This window comes from Magnetospirillum sp. LM-5, assembly GCF_902729445.1.
Classification (GTDB): domain Bacteria; phylum Pseudomonadota; class Alphaproteobacteria; order Rhodospirillales; family Magnetospirillaceae; genus Magnetospirillum.
Map to the genome: position 1 here is coordinate 68,987 of NZ_CACVCE010000045.1, position 17,106 is coordinate 86,092.

General features: G+C 65.1%; 13 protein-coding genes. 4 read left to right on the plus strand and 9 right to left on the minus strand.

What is annotated here, in order from left to right:
• Position 1: 1 nt before the first annotated feature.
• Positions 2 to 940 (minus strand): NAD(P)-dependent oxidoreductase, encoded by a 939-nt coding sequence (locus MTBLM5_RS14270; protein WP_173976750.1) that lies wholly within the window; start codon positions 938 to 940, stop codon positions 2 to 4.
• A gap of 119 nt (positions 941 to 1,059) precedes the next feature.
• Positions 1,060 to 2,232, minus strand: coding sequence for a DegT/DnrJ/EryC1/StrS aminotransferase family protein (locus MTBLM5_RS14275; RefSeq protein WP_173976751.1), 1,173 nt, complete (start codon positions 2,230 to 2,232; stop codon positions 1,060 to 1,062).
• 174 nt (positions 2,233 to 2,406) lie between these two features.
• Here MTBLM5_RS14275 and MTBLM5_RS14280 point away from each other — a divergent pair, with 174 nt between their 5' ends.
• On the plus strand, positions 2,407 to 3,357 hold the full coding sequence (locus MTBLM5_RS14280) for a glycosyltransferase family 2 protein (protein ID WP_173976752.1): 951 nt from the start codon (positions 2,407 to 2,409) through the stop codon (positions 3,355 to 3,357).
• Positions 3,358 to 3,371: 14 nt separating this feature from the next.
• On the opposite strand, the gene MTBLM5_RS14285 is transcribed toward MTBLM5_RS14280, so the two are convergent.
• Genes MTBLM5_RS14285 through MTBLM5_RS14295 form a run of 3 tightly spaced genes read right to left on the minus strand, consistent with a single transcriptional unit; the run spans position 3,372 to position 7,089 of the window.
• Positions 3,372 to 5,069 (minus strand): hypothetical protein, encoded by a 1,698-nt coding sequence (locus tag MTBLM5_RS14285; protein WP_173976753.1) that lies wholly within the window; start codon positions 5,067 to 5,069, stop codon positions 3,372 to 3,374.
• A gap of 3 nt (positions 5,070 to 5,072) precedes the next feature.
• The gene (locus tag MTBLM5_RS14290) at positions 5,073 to 6,140 is read right to left on the minus strand and encodes an alpha-ketoacid dehydrogenase subunit beta (RefSeq protein ID WP_173976754.1); all 1,068 of its coding nucleotides are present in this window, start codon (positions 6,138 to 6,140) and stop codon (positions 5,073 to 5,075) included.
• On the minus strand, positions 6,127 to 7,089 hold the full coding sequence (locus MTBLM5_RS14295) for a thiamine pyrophosphate-dependent dehydrogenase E1 component subunit alpha (protein ID WP_254431059.1): 963 nt from the start codon (positions 7,087 to 7,089) through the stop codon (positions 6,127 to 6,129). Before MTBLM5_RS14295 ends, MTBLM5_RS14290 begins: the two co-directional genes overlap by 14 nt.
• Before the next feature lie 101 nt (positions 7,090 to 7,190).
• Here MTBLM5_RS14295 and MTBLM5_RS14300 point away from each other — a divergent pair, with 101 nt between their 5' ends.
• From MTBLM5_RS14300 to MTBLM5_RS14310, 3 genes are read left to right on the plus strand one after another with little or no spacing between them, the layout of a single operon-like run.
• Positions 7,191 to 7,745, plus strand: coding sequence for a 3'-5' exonuclease (locus tag MTBLM5_RS14300; RefSeq protein ID WP_173976755.1), 555 nt, complete (start codon positions 7,191 to 7,193; stop codon positions 7,743 to 7,745).
• A gap of 52 nt (positions 7,746 to 7,797) precedes the next feature.
• On the plus strand, positions 7,798 to 8,799 hold the full coding sequence (locus MTBLM5_RS14305; protein ID WP_173976756.1) for an NAD(P)-dependent oxidoreductase: 1,002 nt from the start codon (positions 7,798 to 7,800) through the stop codon (positions 8,797 to 8,799).
• Complete coding sequence (locus MTBLM5_RS14310) at positions 8,796 to 9,782, plus strand: NAD-dependent epimerase/dehydratase family protein (RefSeq protein ID WP_173976757.1); 987 nt, start codon at positions 8,796 to 8,798, stop codon at positions 9,780 to 9,782. The genes MTBLM5_RS14305 and MTBLM5_RS14310 overlap by 4 nt, the downstream gene beginning before the upstream one ends.
• Here MTBLM5_RS14310 and MTBLM5_RS14315 read toward each other — a convergent pair whose 3' ends face one another.
• From MTBLM5_RS14315 to MTBLM5_RS14330, 4 genes are all read right to left on the minus strand, one after another.
• On the minus strand, positions 9,783 to 11,624 hold the full coding sequence (locus MTBLM5_RS14315) for a carbamoyltransferase (protein WP_173976758.1): 1,842 nt from the start codon (positions 11,622 to 11,624) through the stop codon (positions 9,783 to 9,785).
• Positions 11,625 to 11,640: 16 nt separating this feature from the next.
• The gene (locus MTBLM5_RS14320) at positions 11,641 to 11,790 is read right to left on the minus strand and encodes a DUF5989 family protein (RefSeq protein WP_172822216.1); all 150 of its coding nucleotides are present in this window, start codon (positions 11,788 to 11,790) and stop codon (positions 11,641 to 11,643) included.
• Between the two features lie 15 nt (positions 11,791 to 11,805).
• Positions 11,806 to 12,201, minus strand: coding sequence for an SxtJ family membrane protein (locus MTBLM5_RS14325; RefSeq protein ID WP_254431060.1), 396 nt, complete (start codon positions 12,199 to 12,201; stop codon positions 11,806 to 11,808).
• Between the two features lie 110 nt (positions 12,202 to 12,311).
• Positions 12,312 to 17,096: an NAD-glutamate dehydrogenase gene (locus MTBLM5_RS14330; RefSeq protein ID WP_173976760.1), complete on the minus strand. Its 4,785-nt coding sequence runs from the start codon at positions 17,094 to 17,096 to the stop codon at positions 12,312 to 12,314.
• Between the last annotated feature and the right edge of the window lie 10 nt (positions 17,097 to 17,106).

Here is a 17,106-nt window from a genome sequence, read left to right on the forward strand (position 1 = left end):
CCTAGACGTTGGTGTAGATGGTGTTCTTGATCATCCGGTAGCCCTTGATCAACTCGGCGATACCCATGTCGAGCGAGTGGGCGGGCTTCCAGCCGGTCTTCTCGATCTTCTCGTTCGAGACGATATAGTCGCGCTTGTCGGGGTCTTCACCCACCGGCGCTTCCAGGAAGACGAAATCCTTGATCTGCTGCTGAATGCGCTGGCACAGCTCGAATTTCGACAGGTTGGCGTCGGACAGGCCGACATTGTAGGGCTGGCCCTTCATCGCCTCGAAATTGTCCAGCGCGTGCAGGAAGGCCCGCGACACGTCGCGCACATGGATGTAATTGCGCTTGAAGTGGCTTTCGAACAGCACCACGAAGCGGTCATAGACGGCGCGGTAGGTGAAGTCGTTGACCAACAGGTCGAGGCGCATGCGGGGCGCCATGCCGAACACGGTGGCCAAGCGGAAGCTGACGGCGTTGCCGTGGTCCAGCACCGCCTTCTCCACCTCGACCTTGTGGACGCCGTACAGCGAGATCGGACGCAGCGGGGTTTCCTCGGTGCAGAACTTGCCCGACTCGCCGACGCCATAGCCGGAATTGGTGATCGGCATCAGCACGCGCTGCTGCTTGGACAGCGCCTTGATCAGCATCAGCTGGCCGTCGAGGTTGGTGGTCGTCGCACCGATCGGGTCCTGCTTGCACAAGGGCGCGCCGACCAGGGCGGCCAGCGGCACCACCACATCGGCCTTGGCCAACAGCGGCTTCAAGACCGATTCCTCGCGGGCGTCGCCCTTGACGACGTCGAAATTGGGGTCGGCGACGCAATGGGCCAGCGAATTCTGCTTGAACATGAAATTGTCCAGCACGGTGACCTTGTGACCGGCCTTCAGCAGCTCGGGCACCATGATCGAACCGAGATAACCCGCACCACCGGTGACCAGAACGTTGTAGCTCATCCCTTGGGTCCTCTTTCTTGTGGTCTGGGCGCCGTGGCGCCGATATCCGGGCGGCGCCGCAGCGGCCGAGCCCAGGGTAATTCAGGTTTCTGACATGTTTTCCGCGCCGGCGGAAACAGTTAGCGGCACACCGGGTCCAGAACCTCGCGCAGGCGGGTGATCTGGGGGGTCAGGTCGAAGGCGTGGTTGCCGACGAAGAACCCGTAATCATGGGCAAGATCGGCGTTGGGAACCGCGCCGCCGACCACATCGTAATCGTAGAAGCGCAGCACGTCGTGGCGCAGGAAATTGCCGCCGGTGATGATGCGATAGCCGATATCGGCGGCGGCCAGCGCCTCGAACACCTTGCCCCGGTTGGGCTTCATCGCCGGGTTGAGGATGATGGTGAACGAAAACGCCGAGCTTTTGCCGTTCTCGCGCTGGATGATGAAGCGGTCGTCGTTGGCGAACAAGTCCTGGAACAGCTTGAGATTCTTGCGGCGCTGGGCGGTGAAGCCCGGCAGCTTCTTCAACTGCTCGCGGCCGATGGCGGCCTCGATCTCCAGCGGGCGCACGTTGTAGCCGGGCAGGATGAAGCGATACGCCTCGTAATGGTCGTTGGACTTCTTCTGATAAAGCGTGGAATCGGCCGGCAGGTCGCGGGTCCAGCCATGGGCGCGCAACGACCGGCACAGATGCGCCAACTCGTCATCATCGGTCAGGACGATGCCGCCTTCCATGGTCGAGATGTGGTGCGAGAAGAAGAAGCTGAAGGTGTTGAGATGCCCGAAAGTGCCGCACTTCTTGCCGTTCAGCTCGGCATCCATGCTTTCGCAATTGTCTTCCAGCATCATCAGGCCGTGAGCGTCGGCGAAGGCGCGGATGGTGTCCAGCGCCGCCGGGTTGCCCAGGATCGACACCGCCACGATGGCGCGGGTCTTGGGCGTCAGAGCCTTTTCCAGCTGGGCGACGTCGATGTTCAGGGTCTGCAGATCGACATCGACGAAGCGCAGCTTCAGGCCGTATTGCTGCAGCGGATGATAGGTGGTGGCCCACGAGATCACCGGCACGATCACTTCGTCGCCGCGGGCCAGGGGCCGGTCCTGCTTGAAGCAGAATGCCGCCACCGCGATCAGATTGGCCGACGAGCCGGAATTGACCATGATGCCGTGCTTCTGGCCGTGATAGGCGGCGAATTCCGCCTCGAAAGCCTTGACCTGAGCGCCCATGGTGGTGAAGGTCGAATCGATCACCGCCTTGGCGGCCTCGATTTCCTCAGGCCCCCAAGTCGGGGCGGCAAGCTCGTAGAACATCGTGATAATACTCCCCGTCGCGCGACAGTTCGGGATTCAGGCTGCCCTATAGCATATAGGGCCAGACCGGCAAAGTCCGCTCTGCCGCCTGAACCGTCTCGTTGCACATGCCTCGCCAACCGTTATACTCCGCCGCAAGCGAACCATGGCGGGCACGGTCGAAGGATAATCGTCTTGGATACCTTGATTTCTGTGGTCTTCTCGTTTCGCAACGAGGAGAGCAACATCCCGGTGGCGGTGACCCGCACGCGCGACGCAATCCAAGCCGCCGGCTGCGATTACGAGCTGATCTTCGTCGATGACGATTCATCCGATTCCTCGGCCACCGTTCTGGCCGGTTTCCATGCCGCCGACCCGCGGATCAAGGTGGTCACCATGTCGCGGCGCTTCGGGGTTTCCGAGTGTGTTCTGGCCGGGATGGCCGTCGCCCGCGGCGACGCCGTGGTCTATCTGGATACCGATCTCCAGGACCCGCCCGAGCTGATCTCCGAGATGATCGCCCGCTGGCGGGACGGCGCCGACGTTGTCCACACCGTGCGCAGCCACCGCCTGGGCGAGCATCCGGCCAAGATGTGGCTGACCCGCCAGGCCTATCGGCTGATCCAGTGGACCTCGACCATCAACCTGCCGGTCAATGCCGGCGACTTCAAACTGTTGTCGCGCCGCGCCGTCGATCAGTTGCTGGCCTTGCCGGAATCGGATCCTTATCTGCGCGGTCTGGTCAGCTGGATCGGCTTTTCCCAGGCCTTCGTGACCTACGAACGGCAAGCCCGTCATGCCGGCGAGACCCATTTCCCGCTCTTTTCGCGCAACCCGTGGAAGACCGCCATCAACGGCTTCATCTCGTTCTCGTTCACGCCGCTTTACGCCATTCTCGCCGCCGGGCTGGCCGGGCTGGCCATCGGGGTGCCGCTGCTGCTGGCCGGGCTGATGGGCGTGGTGTTCGGCGGCTCGGGCGGCTTGGCCGCGGGGGCCTTGGCCCTGCTGGCGTGGGCCTCGCTGATGGCGGCGATCGGCCTGGTCGGCCTTTACATCGTGCGCATCTACAAGGATGTGCGTGGACGCCCGCGCTATATCGTCCGCTCGACCCTGGGGCTCGAAGACGGATCGCCGCCGAAAGACTGATCGGCGGACGGTTCTTAATCCAGGCTGGGCACGCCGTCCTGTCGGGGCACGAACCCGTAGAGGATTCGTGACACGCGGGCGTAATCCGGAAGCGGGTCACCGCACAGTTCCGCCAATACCGCCCTGCGGCCGACATCGGTGACGTGGCAAACATGGCGCGAGGCCAGGAACTCCTTGGCCAGCCCATCCGCCAGGGTCCGGCTGGTCACCAGATGGCGGACCTCGGCGCGTTCGACGTTTTCCTTGAACCGCGCGATCAACCGGGCCTCTTGATCGCTGCCGACGGGCGGCGTGGTGTGGCCGGCCAGAACCACCATCGCCGGCAGCAGCGGCGCCTTGTCGGCGAACACATAATAGTGATTGGGCATGCCCAGGACAAAGACGTTGCCGGGCACCGACCGCATGGCGGTGACGACATCGCGAATTTCTTCGGCCAGATGGGGCTCGTCGAGCGTTGGAATCCAGCGGAGATAGCGGAACGCATCGATGCCGACCGAACCGCGCGGCTGGGTTTCGCCCAGTTCCAGCCGAAGATCGAAGATCAGGCGCGGCTTGCCGACCACCCGCTGGTATTCCTTGGCATCCATCGCCACCGTGGCCGTCAAGGCCACCGCCAGCAGACGCAAGGCGGTGGCGGCCGATTCGCCGTGAAGCGGCGAGGTGGCGCGGACGGCCGCGGCAATTGCGGCATGCAGAAGGGCGACCGCTGGGACCACCAGGGTCACATGGGCCGGCCACGGCTGGGCGATGGTGCTGAGATGGAACACCGTCACCGCCCAGAATGACACCCCCAGCAACACCGGCAGGATCAACCGAGCATAGCCGTTGCCGCCGTCGAACAATTGGTCGCGCCGCAACCACAGCAGGGCCACCCCCGCCGCCATCAGGCCGTACAACAGGTTGAAGGTTCCCAGATGGGTGTAGGTCGCCAGCTTGGAATAGGCGAAACTGCCCTCGCCGCCGACACGCTGCGACCCCGCCAGCAAGGGCAGCTTGACCGCGTAATAGCCCAGATTGGCCAGAAAGCCGGTATGGGCCAGTTCGATGAGCCCAAAGACGGCCGCCAGCACCAACACCGTGCCGAGGCCGGCCAGCAACGCGGCCAATCGCCCAGGACCGGTCAGGCCGAAGAACATCGCCAACAGCGGGATCGCGTACAGCACCGTCGGGTTGAGCTTCGACAGCAAGGTGGCGACGACGGCGAGCGTCACGCCGACATAGAGCGCGCCGACCCGGCCCGGCCGGTCGCTCTTCAAGGCGGCGGCCTGCAGGACCAGGGCCACCATCAGAAACAGGAAGCTGGGCTTGTCCGGAGTGCCGTAGCCGATCGGCGCGTAATAGGTGACCGCCGCCGCCGCCGCATAGACATAGGCCGCCACCGGGCCAAGGCCGAAATGCCGAAACAGGCGATAGGCCAGCACGGCGAAAAGACCGTTGGTCAATCCGGCATGAAGCGCGGAGACATGCCACCCGGTACCGAACAGGCGCATGAAGCCGCCCTCGATTACCGCCGGCAACACCGCATAGGATGAGCTCCAGTCGATGTAAGGCCACAGGCCTTTGGCGACCATGTAGCCGCCGTAATAGACCGGGTCGCTGTCGAAGGTGAAACCCGACAGGCCGTTATTCACCGTCAGGGCGACGGCGGCGGCGAACAGGGCCAGAAGGGCTGCCGCCCGCCCCAATCCGGCGACGGAAAGGCCGCCGCGCATCGACTAGAACGGGCCCTTGAACTGCACCTGATAGGCCAGCTTGGTCCGGTCGGGGCTGGGCGCCCAGTCGGGCTGGCCGGGACGGGCCAACTTCCAGGCGGCGGCGGCGATGGTGCCGGGGTTCGGATAGAACTCGGCCTCCAGCCACGGGCTGGTTGGGCAGGTGGTCGGGGCGAAGCCCATGCGCTGCACCCGGATGCCGGCCTCGGGGCCGACACTTTCCAGCACGGCCGCCACGATCTCGGCCGAGGCGCCGCACATCTCCCAGCCATTGTCGACCACCAGCAGACGCTTGGTGCGCTTGGCCGATTCGGCGATGGTGGCGATGTCCAGCGGCTTCAGCCAGATCGGGTCGATCACTTCCGCGTGGACCCCGGCCTCGGCCAGCAGCTCGGCGGCGCGAATCGCTTCCTGCGCCATGTTGGAAATGCCGACGATGGTGACGTCGTCGCCATGGGTGCAGATGCGGGCCTTGCCGGGCTCGACGGTGAAGGGGGCGGCCGGCACATCGGTCTCGGTGCCGTACAGCAGGCGATGTTCCATGAACACCACCGGATTGTCGTCGCGGATGGCGGCGATCATGCAACCCTTGACGTCATGGGCGTTGCTGGGTGCGCAGACCTTCAGGCCGGGGACATGCATGAACATCGAGTGCAGGCCCTGGCTGTGCTGGGCGCCCTGGCCCCACGACTTGCCGATCATCGAGCGCACCACCAGCGGCACCTTGACCTGCCCGCCCCACATATAGCTGGCCTTGGCGGCGATGTTGACCAGCTGGTTCATGCACAGCAGCATGAAATCCATGCGGATATGCACATGGATCGGCCGCATGCCGGCCATGGCGGCGCCGATGGCGATGCCGGTCATGGAATCTTCCGACAAGGGCGTGGTGAACACCCGGTCGGAACCGAATTTCTGCAAGAGGCCGCGGGTCGAGCCCTGGATCGACTTGTGGTCGTCGACGTCAAGACCGAACACGAAGACCCGCTCGTCGCGGTCCATTTCCTGCTCGACCGCCTCGCGCAGCGCGTCGACGTACTTCAGCGGGCGGGGGGCGTCAGGCGTAGACATCGGAAAACACTTCCTTGGCGGCGGGGATGGGGCTTTCCTCGGCGAAGCGCACGGCGTCGGCGATTTCCGTCTCGATTTCGGCATCGATGCGGGCGCGGGCGGAATCATCGACCATGGCGGCCAGACGCTCGACCTGATCGGTGCGCTTCCACGGCACCACCTCGTCCTCGAAGCGATAACCCTGGTCGTAATCTTCGTTGGGGCCGACATGCTCGCGCCAGCGATAGACCTTGGCCTCGATCAGGGCCGGGCCGCCGCCCTTGCGCATGCGACGCACCACCTCTTCGGCGGTGCGGCGAATGGCGAAAACGTCGCCGTCGTCGATGCGATGCGCCGGCACGCCCAGCGATTCCGCCACCGAGCAGATCTCGTCCGGCTTGGCGCGACGCTTGGCGATCGGCTCGTGGATGGCGTAGCCGTTATTCTCGCAGATGAACAGAAGTGGCAGGGCATGCAGGGCGGCGAAATTCAGGGTCTCGTAGAAGCAACCTTCTTCCGAGGCGCCGTCGCCGAAGAACACCGCCACCACATGGCCGGCATGGGCGCGCTTGGCGGCCAGGGCATAGCCGGCGGCCACCGGGATCTGCGTCGACACCACCGCCGACGAGCCCATCACCCCGGCCTGGACGTCGATGACATGCATCGAGCCGCCCTTGCCGCGGCAACAGCCGGTATCCTTGCCGTACATCTCGGCCATCATCGCCGGCATCGAGCCGCCCTTGGCCAGATACATGGCGTGGCTGCGGTACGAGCCGCCGACCCAGTCGCCGGCGCCCAGCACGTCGCACACCGCGACCGAGACCTGTTCCTGGCCGATGGCCAGATGGACCGGGCTCTTGATCTTGTCGGACGGATAGATCTCGGCCGTGACTTCCTCGAACCTGCGGATGCGCTTGAGCGACCGGTACAGGCGGGAGACATCGGCGGGGGACAGGTTGGCTTCGGTCACCGCGACACCTTGGCTGAACGTTGAACTCACCGCTATGATCGGCAAGAAGCCAGCAAACTTCCCTGCCCTCCGGGACTTTGTCAAGCAAGGTGTCTGATGCCATGAGCCAACCGGCCGGTTACATCGTCTACGACCTCGAATACACGTCGTGGCCGGGCGCGTGGGAGCGGGGCTGGACCGGGCCCGGCGAACACCGCGAGATCGTCCAGATCGGCGCGGTGCGGGTCGATGCCGCCTTCCGTGAGCTGGCAAGTCTGTGCCTGCTGGTCCGCCCGCGCATCAATCCGACGCTCAGTTCCTATTTCGTCGACCTGACCGGCATCAGCCAGGACGCCCTGGACGCCCGGGGCATCGATGTGGTGGACGCCCTGGAAAGCCTGCTGCGCTTCGCCGAGCCCGACCTGCCGCTGGTGGCCAATGGCGGCGACGCCCTGGTCATCGCCGAGAATTGCCGGTTGGCCGGCATCGCCGACCGCTTCCTTGGCCGGACCCACGACGTCTATCCGCGCCTGCTGGCCGCCACCGGCCGGACCCATCTGTTCAGCGCCGATCTGCCGAAATTGTTCGATCTCGCCCCCTGCGGACGCGGCCACGACGCCCTGGCCGATGCCCGCGCCGTCGCCGGAGCCCTGGCCAAAATGCGCTTCCCGTCTTGACGGCCGTGGCCGCGCAAGGTGAAGTGACCACAAATGAAAGACGGAGGGGCGCGTGGAACGGATTTTCATCACCGGCGGGGCCGGATATTGCGGTTCCCGCCTGGTTCCGCAATTGCTGGCGCGCGGCCTGAAGGTCACCGTCTACGACATCCTTTATTTCGGGGATGCCGTCCTGCCCAAGGATCATCCCCATCTGACCGTGATCCGGGGCGATATCCGCGATACGAAGGCCTTCGCCGCCGCCGTCGCCGGACATGACGCCGTGGTCAGCCTGGCCTGCATTTCCAACGATGCCAGTTTCGAGCTGGATCAACAGCTGTCCACCACCATCAACCTCGATGCCTTCGAGCCGATGGTCAAGGCGGCCAAGGCGGCCGGGGTCAAGCGCTTCGTCTATGCCTCGTCCAGTTCGGTCTATGGCGTATCCGACGCGCCCGACGTCACCGAGGACCATCCCCTGCTGCCGCTGACCCTCTATAACAAGTACAAGGGCCTGTGCGAGCCGATCCTCAATTCCTATGGCGACGACGATTTCACCGTGGTCACCTTCCGTCCGGCGACGGTCTGCGGCTATGGACCGCGCCTGCGCCTGGACCTGTCGGTCAATATCCTGACCAACCACGCCGTGACCAACAACAAGATCACCGTGTTCGGCGGCAGCCAGCTGCGCCCCAATCTGCATATCCAGGATTATTGCGACGCCGTCGAACTGCTGCTGAACGCGCCCCGCGACAAGGTGCACAAGAACGTCTTCAATATCGGCTTCCAGAACATGTCGATCATGGAGATCGCTCGATTGGTCAAGAGCGTGGTCGAAGCCGAATTCCCCGAGAAGGCTCCCATCGACATCGTCACCACGCCGTCCGACGACATCCGCTCGTACCACATCAATTCCGACAAGGTTCGCCGCGAATTGGGTTTCACGCCGCGTTTCACCATCGAGGATGCGGTTCGCGAGTTGTGCCAGGCCTTCCGCGACGGCAAGATCCCCGACAGCATGGCCGACGACTGGTACTACAATATCCGCACCATGAAGACGTTGGCCGCCACATGAGCACCCGTCCCCTGGCCGTCGTTACCGGCGGCGCCGGTTTCATCGGCAGCCACATGGTCGATCTGCTGGTCGACAAGGGCTTTCGCGTCCATGTCATCGACACCCTGGTCGGGGGGCGCGAGGCCAATCTGGCCCATCATGGGTCCGACGTGGTGCTGGACACCACCGACATCCGCAACCTCGAGCCCGGCTCGCCGGTCTTTGCCGGCGCCCGCTTGGTCTTTCATTTCGCCGGCATCGGCGACATCGTCCCTAGCATGGAAATGCCGGTCGATTACATGACCGCCAACGTCATGGGCACGGTCAAAGTGCTGGAATGCGCCCGCGCCGCCGCGGTGGAAAAACTGGTCTACGCCGCGTCATCGTCCTGTTACGGCCTGGCGGCGACCCCGACGTCCGAGGATCACCCGATCCGGCCGCAATATCCCTATGCCCTGTCGAAGAACATGGGCGAGCAGGCCTGCCTGCATTGGCATTCGTGCTACCGCACGCCGGTCAATTCCATCCGCATCTTCAACGCCTACGGCACGCGCTCGCGGACGTCGGGGGCCTATGGCGCGGTGTTCGGGGTTTTCCTGAAGCAGAAGCTGGCCGGCAAGCCGTTCACCGTGGTTGGAGACGGCACCCAGACCCGTGATTTCCTGTATGTCACCGATGTCGCCCGGGCGTTCTGGGCGGCGGCCGACACCGCCCTGACCGGGGAAGTGTGGAATGTCGGGGCCGGCAAGCCGCAATCGGTCAACCGCCTGGTGGAACTGCTGGGCGGCGAGGCCATTCATATCCCCAAGCGCCCCGGCGAGCCCGATTGCACCTGGGCCGATATCGGCAAGATCACCCACGACCTGGGCTGGCGGCCCGAGATCAGCTTCGAGGAGGGCGTGGCCAAGGTGGTGGCCGCCATCGATTACTGGCGCGAGGCCCCGCTCTGGGACCCGGCCTCGATCTCGAAGGCAACCGAAACCTGGTTCAAATATCTGGGCTGATCAATCCAGCTCGAAGGCGTTCTTGTAATCGAGCTTCAGGGACGGGTCCTGGTCTTCCTTCCTGAGGAAGCAATTGCCCACCGTCAGGACCTCGATCTCGCTGCCCATGAAGCAGCGGAAGGCGTCTTCCGGCGAACACACGATCGGCTCGCCGCGCACGTTGAAGCTGGTATTGACCACCACCGGACAGCCGGTCTTGCCCTTGAAGGCCGAAATCAGCGCGTGATAGCGCGGATTGGTGTCGGCATGCACGGTCTGTACGCGAGCGGAATAATCAACATGGGTGATGGCCGGCAGGCTGGAGCGCGGCACGTTCAGCTTGTCGATGCCGAACAGGGCCTGTTCATCCTGGGTCATGGCGCGGCGATGCTTTTCCGCCACCGGGGCGACCAGCAGCATATAGGGCGAATCGCCGTCCAGCTCGAACCAATCGGCGACGTCTTCGCGCAGCACGCTGGGCGCGAACGGGCGGAAGCTTTCGCGGTACTTCACCTTCAGATTCAGCACCTTCTGCATGGTCGGCGAACGGGGATCGCCCAGGATCGAGCGGCCGCCCAGGGCGCGCGGCCCGAATTCCATGCGGCCCTGCATCCAGCCCACCGCCTTTTCGTCGGCCAGGGCCTGCGCCGTCTGTTCGATCAATTGATCGTCGGAGAGCACGGTGAACTTGGCGCCGGCGGCGGTCAGGCGGGCCTCGATGTCGGCCTGCTCGAACACCGGGCCGAGATACGAGCCCTTCATGGCATCCTTGCCGCCGCCTGTTACCGCGCGCGGCTGGCCCTTGTGGATATGGTAGCCGGCCAAAGCCGCGCCCAGGGCGCCGCCGGCATCGCCGGCCGCCGGCTGAATCCAGATATTGTCGAAGATGCCTTCGCGCAGCACCTTGCCGTTGGCCACGCAATTGAGCGCGACACCGCCGGCCAGGCACAGATTCTTGGCGCCGGTATCCTTGCGGATGGCGCGCGCCAGCTTCAGCACCACATGCTCGGTCACCGCCTGCACGGAAGCCGCGATATCCATGTGGAACTGGGTCAGCGGGTCCTTGTCGGCCTGGCGCACCTTCTGCCCGAACAGGCCAGCGAACTTGTCGTTGGTCATGGTCAGGCCGGTGCAATAGTCGAAATAGGACTGGTCCAGCCAGAAGCTGCCGTCATCCTTGACATCGATGACCTTGTCGAGGATCAGCTGGGTGTATTTCGGCTCGCCGTAAGGGGCCAGGCCCATCACCTTGTATTCGCCGGAATTGACCTTGAAGCCGGTGTAATAGGTGAAGGCCGAATAAAGCAGGCCCAGCGAGTGCGGGAAGTGCAGTTCCTTGTGGATTTCAAGGCTGTTGCCCGAGCCCATGGCCAGCGAGGTGGTGGTCCACTCGCCGACGCCGTCCATGGTCAGCACGGCGGCGTCCTCGAACGGGCTGGGGAAGAAGGCCGATGCCGCGTGGCTTAAGTGATGCTCGGCGAACAGGAACTTGTTCATCCAGTCGAAATCGGGATCGAACTTCTTGAAGTCCTTCCGCAGCATGTCCTTCTGGAACAGCTTTTCCTTCAGCCACACCGGAATGGCGGTCTTGAACGAGGTAAAGCCCTTCGGCGCGAAGGACATATAGGTTTCCAGCAGACGCTCGAACTTCAGGAACGGCTTGTCGTAGAAGACGACGTAATCGATGTCGCCCAGGGCGCAGCCGGCCTCGGCCAGGCAATAGCGCACGGCGTTCTCGGGGAAGCGCGCGTCGTGCTTCTTGCGGGTGAACCGCTCTTCCTGGGCGGCGGCGACGATGCGGCCATCCTCGATCAGCGCCGCCGCGCTGTCGTGATACAGCGCCGAAATGCCCAGAATCCGCACCGTTGGCCTCGCTTCTTTAGAACAGGGTGTAGATGAACGGGGCGACCGCCGAGCCCTGGCTCAGCACGATCAGACCGCCGAAGATCACCATCATCACCAGGATCGGCAGCAGCCAGTACTTCTTGCGGGCGCGCAGGAAGGCCCAGAGTTCGAGAAGAAAGCCCATTGGCGTCGGATCCTCTTAGAATTGGTTCTTCATGGTTTCGGGGGCCGGACCCGGGGGGGCGCGCTCGATCCAGTAGCTGGCGGCGGCCGGATCGCGCTTCAGGCGCATCGGATCCTTGCCGGTGGCCCGCATCAGCAGGCCGACCGGGGTGACGGTCAGGAAGAACAGCAGGCCCATCACCAGGGGCGTGACGATATGATGCAGCAGCATGCCGAACTTGAACCACAGAAAGTTCAAGGGCTTGAGCAGCTGGGGCGCCGCCAGGGCCGCGACCAGGAAGGCCGCGGCCGCACCCAGCGCCCACAGGCGAATGTCGCCGCCATCCTTCAACGGCCACAGCGCGATGATGGCGAACAGCACCGCGAAGACCAGCCCGAACGACCGCTCAGAGCCGATCTTGACCTCGGTCACTGCCGTTAAACTCTCGTGCGTTCCGCCCTTGGCCATGGGTCACCCTGCCTGTCTCGTGTGGCAGTCGTTACCATCAACGCAAGGGCAAAGCAACGCTTATGACCTTCTGTTCAGCCGCCGACCTCGGCCAGGGCGCGCAGTTGACGGTTGATCACCGACAGCATCGACAGATCGACCTGCGGCGCCGCCCGCAACTCGGCCAGCAGGCTGTCGACCCGCTCGACCTCGGCCTGGTGACGGGTGGCCCAGGCCTCCAGCCCCTGGCCTTCCGCCAGCACGGCGTTGGCGATGCCTTGCTGGTGGCTGTAAAGCTCTTCGATGGCCGCGACGGCGGCCAGCTTGTCCCAGTGGCCGCGCCCGCCCAGGCGCTGGGCCGACAGGCGCAGCCAGCCCAGGCCGAAGCGCGATCCGGCGGCGAAATAGACCTGCGCCGTTTCTTCCACACTCAGGCTGCGCCGGCCGGCGATTCGCACCACGTCCAGCGCCGAGGCCAGCACGATCAGGCCGGCGACGCGGGCGGCCACCGCTTCGGGCACCCCCTGATCGACATAATCCTTGGTCCGGGCCGCCACCATTTCGGCGGTTTCCGGCGGCAAGGCCTGGCCACGGTGGGCATCGATGGCGGCAACACCGGGGGCGAATTCGGCGATCGCCGCGCCGATCTCGAAGGGGGCCGGCACATGGCGCAGCACCCAGGCGGTGGCCCGTTCCAGCAGACGATTGGCCTCGGTCAGCATGGCGACCTGAACCGAGGCGGGCACCTGACCGTCCAAAGCCTCGATGGCGCGCCACACCTCGCGCAGGCCATAGGCGTCGCGGGCGACGATATAGGCCCGGGCCACCTCGGCGGCACCGAAGCCGGTGCGCTCCATCATGTCCAGCACGAAGCCGGCACCGACCCGGTTGATCATCGAATTGGTCACCGTGGTCGCGACGATCTCGCGCCGCAGCCGATGGCGGGTGATTTCGTTGGCGAAACGGTCACCCAGCGCGGTCGGGAAGTAGCGGCGCAGATCGGCGGCCAGGAATGGATCGTCGGGCAGGTTCGAGCCCAGCACCGCGTCGTGCAGCCAGATCTTCGAATAGGCCAGCAGCACCGCCAGTTCGGGCCGCACCAGCCCCTTGCGCCGGGCGGCCCGCTCGGTCAGCACGTCCTCGCCGGGCAGGAATTCCAGGGCGCGGTCCAGCCGGCCGGCTTTCTCCAACAGCCGCATAAAGCGGCCCTGACCATCCAGCAGGTCGGGGCCGTTGGCCTCCATCACGCTGATGGCCTGGGTCTGCAGGTAATTGTCCCGCAGGACCAGCGCGGCCACCTCGTCGGTCATGGACGACAGCAAGATGTCGCGCTGTTTCGCGGTCAAGTCGCCGGCCGCCACCAGATCGTCCACCAGAATCTTGATGTTGACCTCGTGGTCCGAGGTATCGACGCCGGCCGAATTGTCGATGGCGTCGGTGTTGAGACGGATGCCGGCCAGCGCCGCCTCGATGCGGGCTTTTTGCGTCATGCCCAGATTGGCGCCCTCGCCCAGCACCTTGGCGCGCAGGTCGCCCGCGTTGACGCGAAGCTGGTCGTTGGCGCGATCGCCGACGTCGGTGTTGGTTTCCTCGCGCGCCTTGATATAGGTGCCGATGCCGCCGAAGAGCAGCAGATCGACCTGGGCGCACAGCAGGGTGCGGATCAGTTCAGCCGGCGTCACCACTTTTGCTTCGATGCCGAAACGAGCGGCCATGGCCGCACTGACCGGGATCGACTTCGCCGCCCGCGAGAAGATGCCGCCACCGGCGGAAATGCGACTTTGGTCATAATCGGGCCAGGATTTGACCGCCTTGAACAGCCGCTCGCGCTCGGCGAAGGCGGCCGACGGGTCGGGATCGGGGTCGATGAAGATGTGGGCGTGGTTGAAGGCCGCCACCAGCTTGATATGGGGCGAGCACAGCATGCCGTTGCCGAACACGTCGCCCGACATGTCGCCGACGCCGATGCAGGTGAAGTCCTGGGCCTGGGTATCGATGCCGATTTCGCGGAAATGGCGCTTCACCGCTTCCCAGGCGCCGCGCGCGGTGATGCCCATCGCCTTGTGGTCATAGCCCTTCGAGCCGCCGCTGGCGAAGGCGTCGCCCAGCCAGAAGCCGACTTCCAGGCTGATGGAGTTGGCGATGTCCGAGAAGGTGGCGGTGCCCTTGTCGGCGGCCACCACCAGATAGGGATCGTCGCCGTCGCGGCGCACCACCCGATCCGGCGCCATCACCGATCCGCCCTTCAAGGTATCGGTGACGTCCAGCAGACCGCGCATCATCGCCTGATAGCAGGCGATGCCCTCGGCCAGCAGCGCCTCGCGCCCGCCTTCCGCCGGCGGCTGCTTGACCACGAAGCCGCCCTTGGCCCCGACCGGCACGATCACCGCGTTCTTGACCATCTGCGCCTTCATCAGTCCCAGGATCTCGGTGCGGAAATCATCGCGCCGATCAGACCAGCGGATACCGCCGCGCGCCACCCGGCCGCCGCGCAGGTGAATCGCTTCGACACGCGGGGAATAGACCCAGATTTCCACCCATGGCCGCGGCGCCGGCAAATCGTCGATGGCCCGGCTGTCCAGCTTGAACGACACCCATGGCCGGTCGAGATAGAAATTGGTGCGGTGGGTGGCGCGGATCAGGTTGAGAAAGCGGCGCAAGATTCGGTCGTCGTCGGCGCTATCGACCTGATCCAGCAGGGCGGCGGTCTGGCTTTCGACGAAACAGGGGTCGCCGGCCCGATGATCCGGATCGAACAGGGCCTCGAACAAGGTGACCAGGCCGACGGTCTGGGCCGGGTTGGCCGCCAGGGCCCGCTCGATATTGGCCTGCGACAGACTATAGCCGGCCTGGCGCAGATATTTGGCATAGGCCCGCAAGATCACCACCTGGCGCCAGGCCAGGCCGGCGGTCAGCACCAGCCGGTTGAAGCCGTCGCTTTCCGCCTCGCCGCGCCAGATGCGGGCCAGCGCCTCTTCGAAGGCGGCGCCCCGGTCGGCAAGATCGAGTGCCGTGCCGTCGGCCGATTCCAGCTGGAAGTCATGAATCCACACCGGACTGGCCTGGTCGGCGGCATGGATCTCGTGCGGGACCTCGGCGATGACCCGAAGGCCCATGGCCTCGAGGATCGGCAAGATATCAGACAGAGCCACCGTCTGGCCGCTGCGCAGCAGCTTGAGCCGGGCCTCGTGCTCGGCCGCCTCGACCGGCCGATAGAGGTTGAGACCGAGATCGGCGCCGGCCAGCACCGCTTCCAGCCGATCGATGTCGGCCACCGCCGCCAGGGCCGGGTGGCGTTCGCGGTAGGAGGCGGCGAAGGCGTCGCGCCAGCGCCGTGCCAGCTTCAGGCCCTTGGCCTCGCCCTGGGCGGCGATCAGCGCATCTTGCAGTTGGTCGGCCCACGAGCGCGCGGCTTCGGCCAGGCGGCGCTCCAGGTCGGACTCGTCGATGTCGGGAAGCTTGGCGCCGGGTTGGGTGCGGATCACCACATGCAGGCGCGCCAGCGGTCCGTCGGCGACCTGGGTGTAATAGGCGTCGAGTTGGCCGCCATAGGCCTGTTCCAGCAGCCGGGTCACCGCCAGCCTGAGCGGCGTGTCGTAGCGGTCGCGCGGCAAGAACACCAGACACGAGACGAAACGGCCGAAATCGTCGGGCCGCACGAACAAGGCGACGCGCGGACGTTCCTGCAGATGCAGAATACCCAGCGCGATACGGTACAGGCGGTCCTCGCCGATCTGGAACAGCTCGTCGCGGGGATAGGTTTCCAGGATATTGACCAGGGCCTTGGAATCGTGGCTGAACGGCGCGAAGCCGGCACGGGCCTGAACCTCGGCCACCCGCTTGCGCAGCAACGGGATGCTGGACGGGTTGCGGGTATAGGCCGCCGAGGTGAACAGGCCCACAAAGGCGTGCAACCCCACCACCTTGCCGGCCTTGTTGACCTGCTTCACCCCGATCACATCCATGTGGACTGGTCGGTGGACGGTGGCATGGCGGGTGGATTTGGTGACCATCAACAGGCCCGGCGCGGTCAGGAACGAGCGGATCTCGGCGGGCATTTGCGCCAAGGTGACGGTGTCGTCGAACACCGTCACCCCCGGCTCGCGCAGGATACCCAGGCCGGCATCGGCATCGACCGTCACCTTGGGGGAATCGCCGTCGCCGGAAAACAAGAAGCGCCGATAGCCCAGAAAACTGAAATGGTCGTCGTGCAGCCAATCAAGGAAGGCCACCGTCTCGTCGGAATCCGCCCGGGTCTTGGCCAGCTTGGCCACGTCTTCACTGGCGGCGCGGATGGCGGCGCGCATCGGCTGCCAATCGACCACCGCCGCCCGCACATCGGCCAGGACCTGCCCCAGCCTGGCGGCCAGATCGGCGTGCTGGCCCGCCTCCTGCCGATCGACCAGGATGTGCATCACCGATTCGGCGCTGCCGACACCTTCCGCCAGGGGAGCCAGATCGACCAGCCGGCCCGATGGGTCTCGACTTGCCGAAATCACCGGGTGAACCAATAGATGGATGGCAATGCCGCGGCGGGCCAATTCCATCGCCACCGAATCCACCAGGAACGGCATGTCGTCATTGACGATCTCGATGGCGGTATGGGGCGAGGTCCAGCCGTGCTTTTCCAGATCAGGGTCGAACACCCGCAGGCGGGGCTGACCGGGGGCGCGCTCTTTCAGATGACCCAGCAGGCCGACGATCACCGCGAACAGGCGACTGGCCTCGGCCTCTTCGAGGTCGGCGGCCGGCAGGCCAGCCAGAAAGATCATGGCCAGCCGACTGGCGGTTTCCCCGCGGGCGGGGTCGAGCCTCTGCCGGGCCAGGCCATCCAGAGAGTCGGCCAGGCTCGATCGGTGGAGATCGCTGAAATGGGTCATGAAGCCCTCC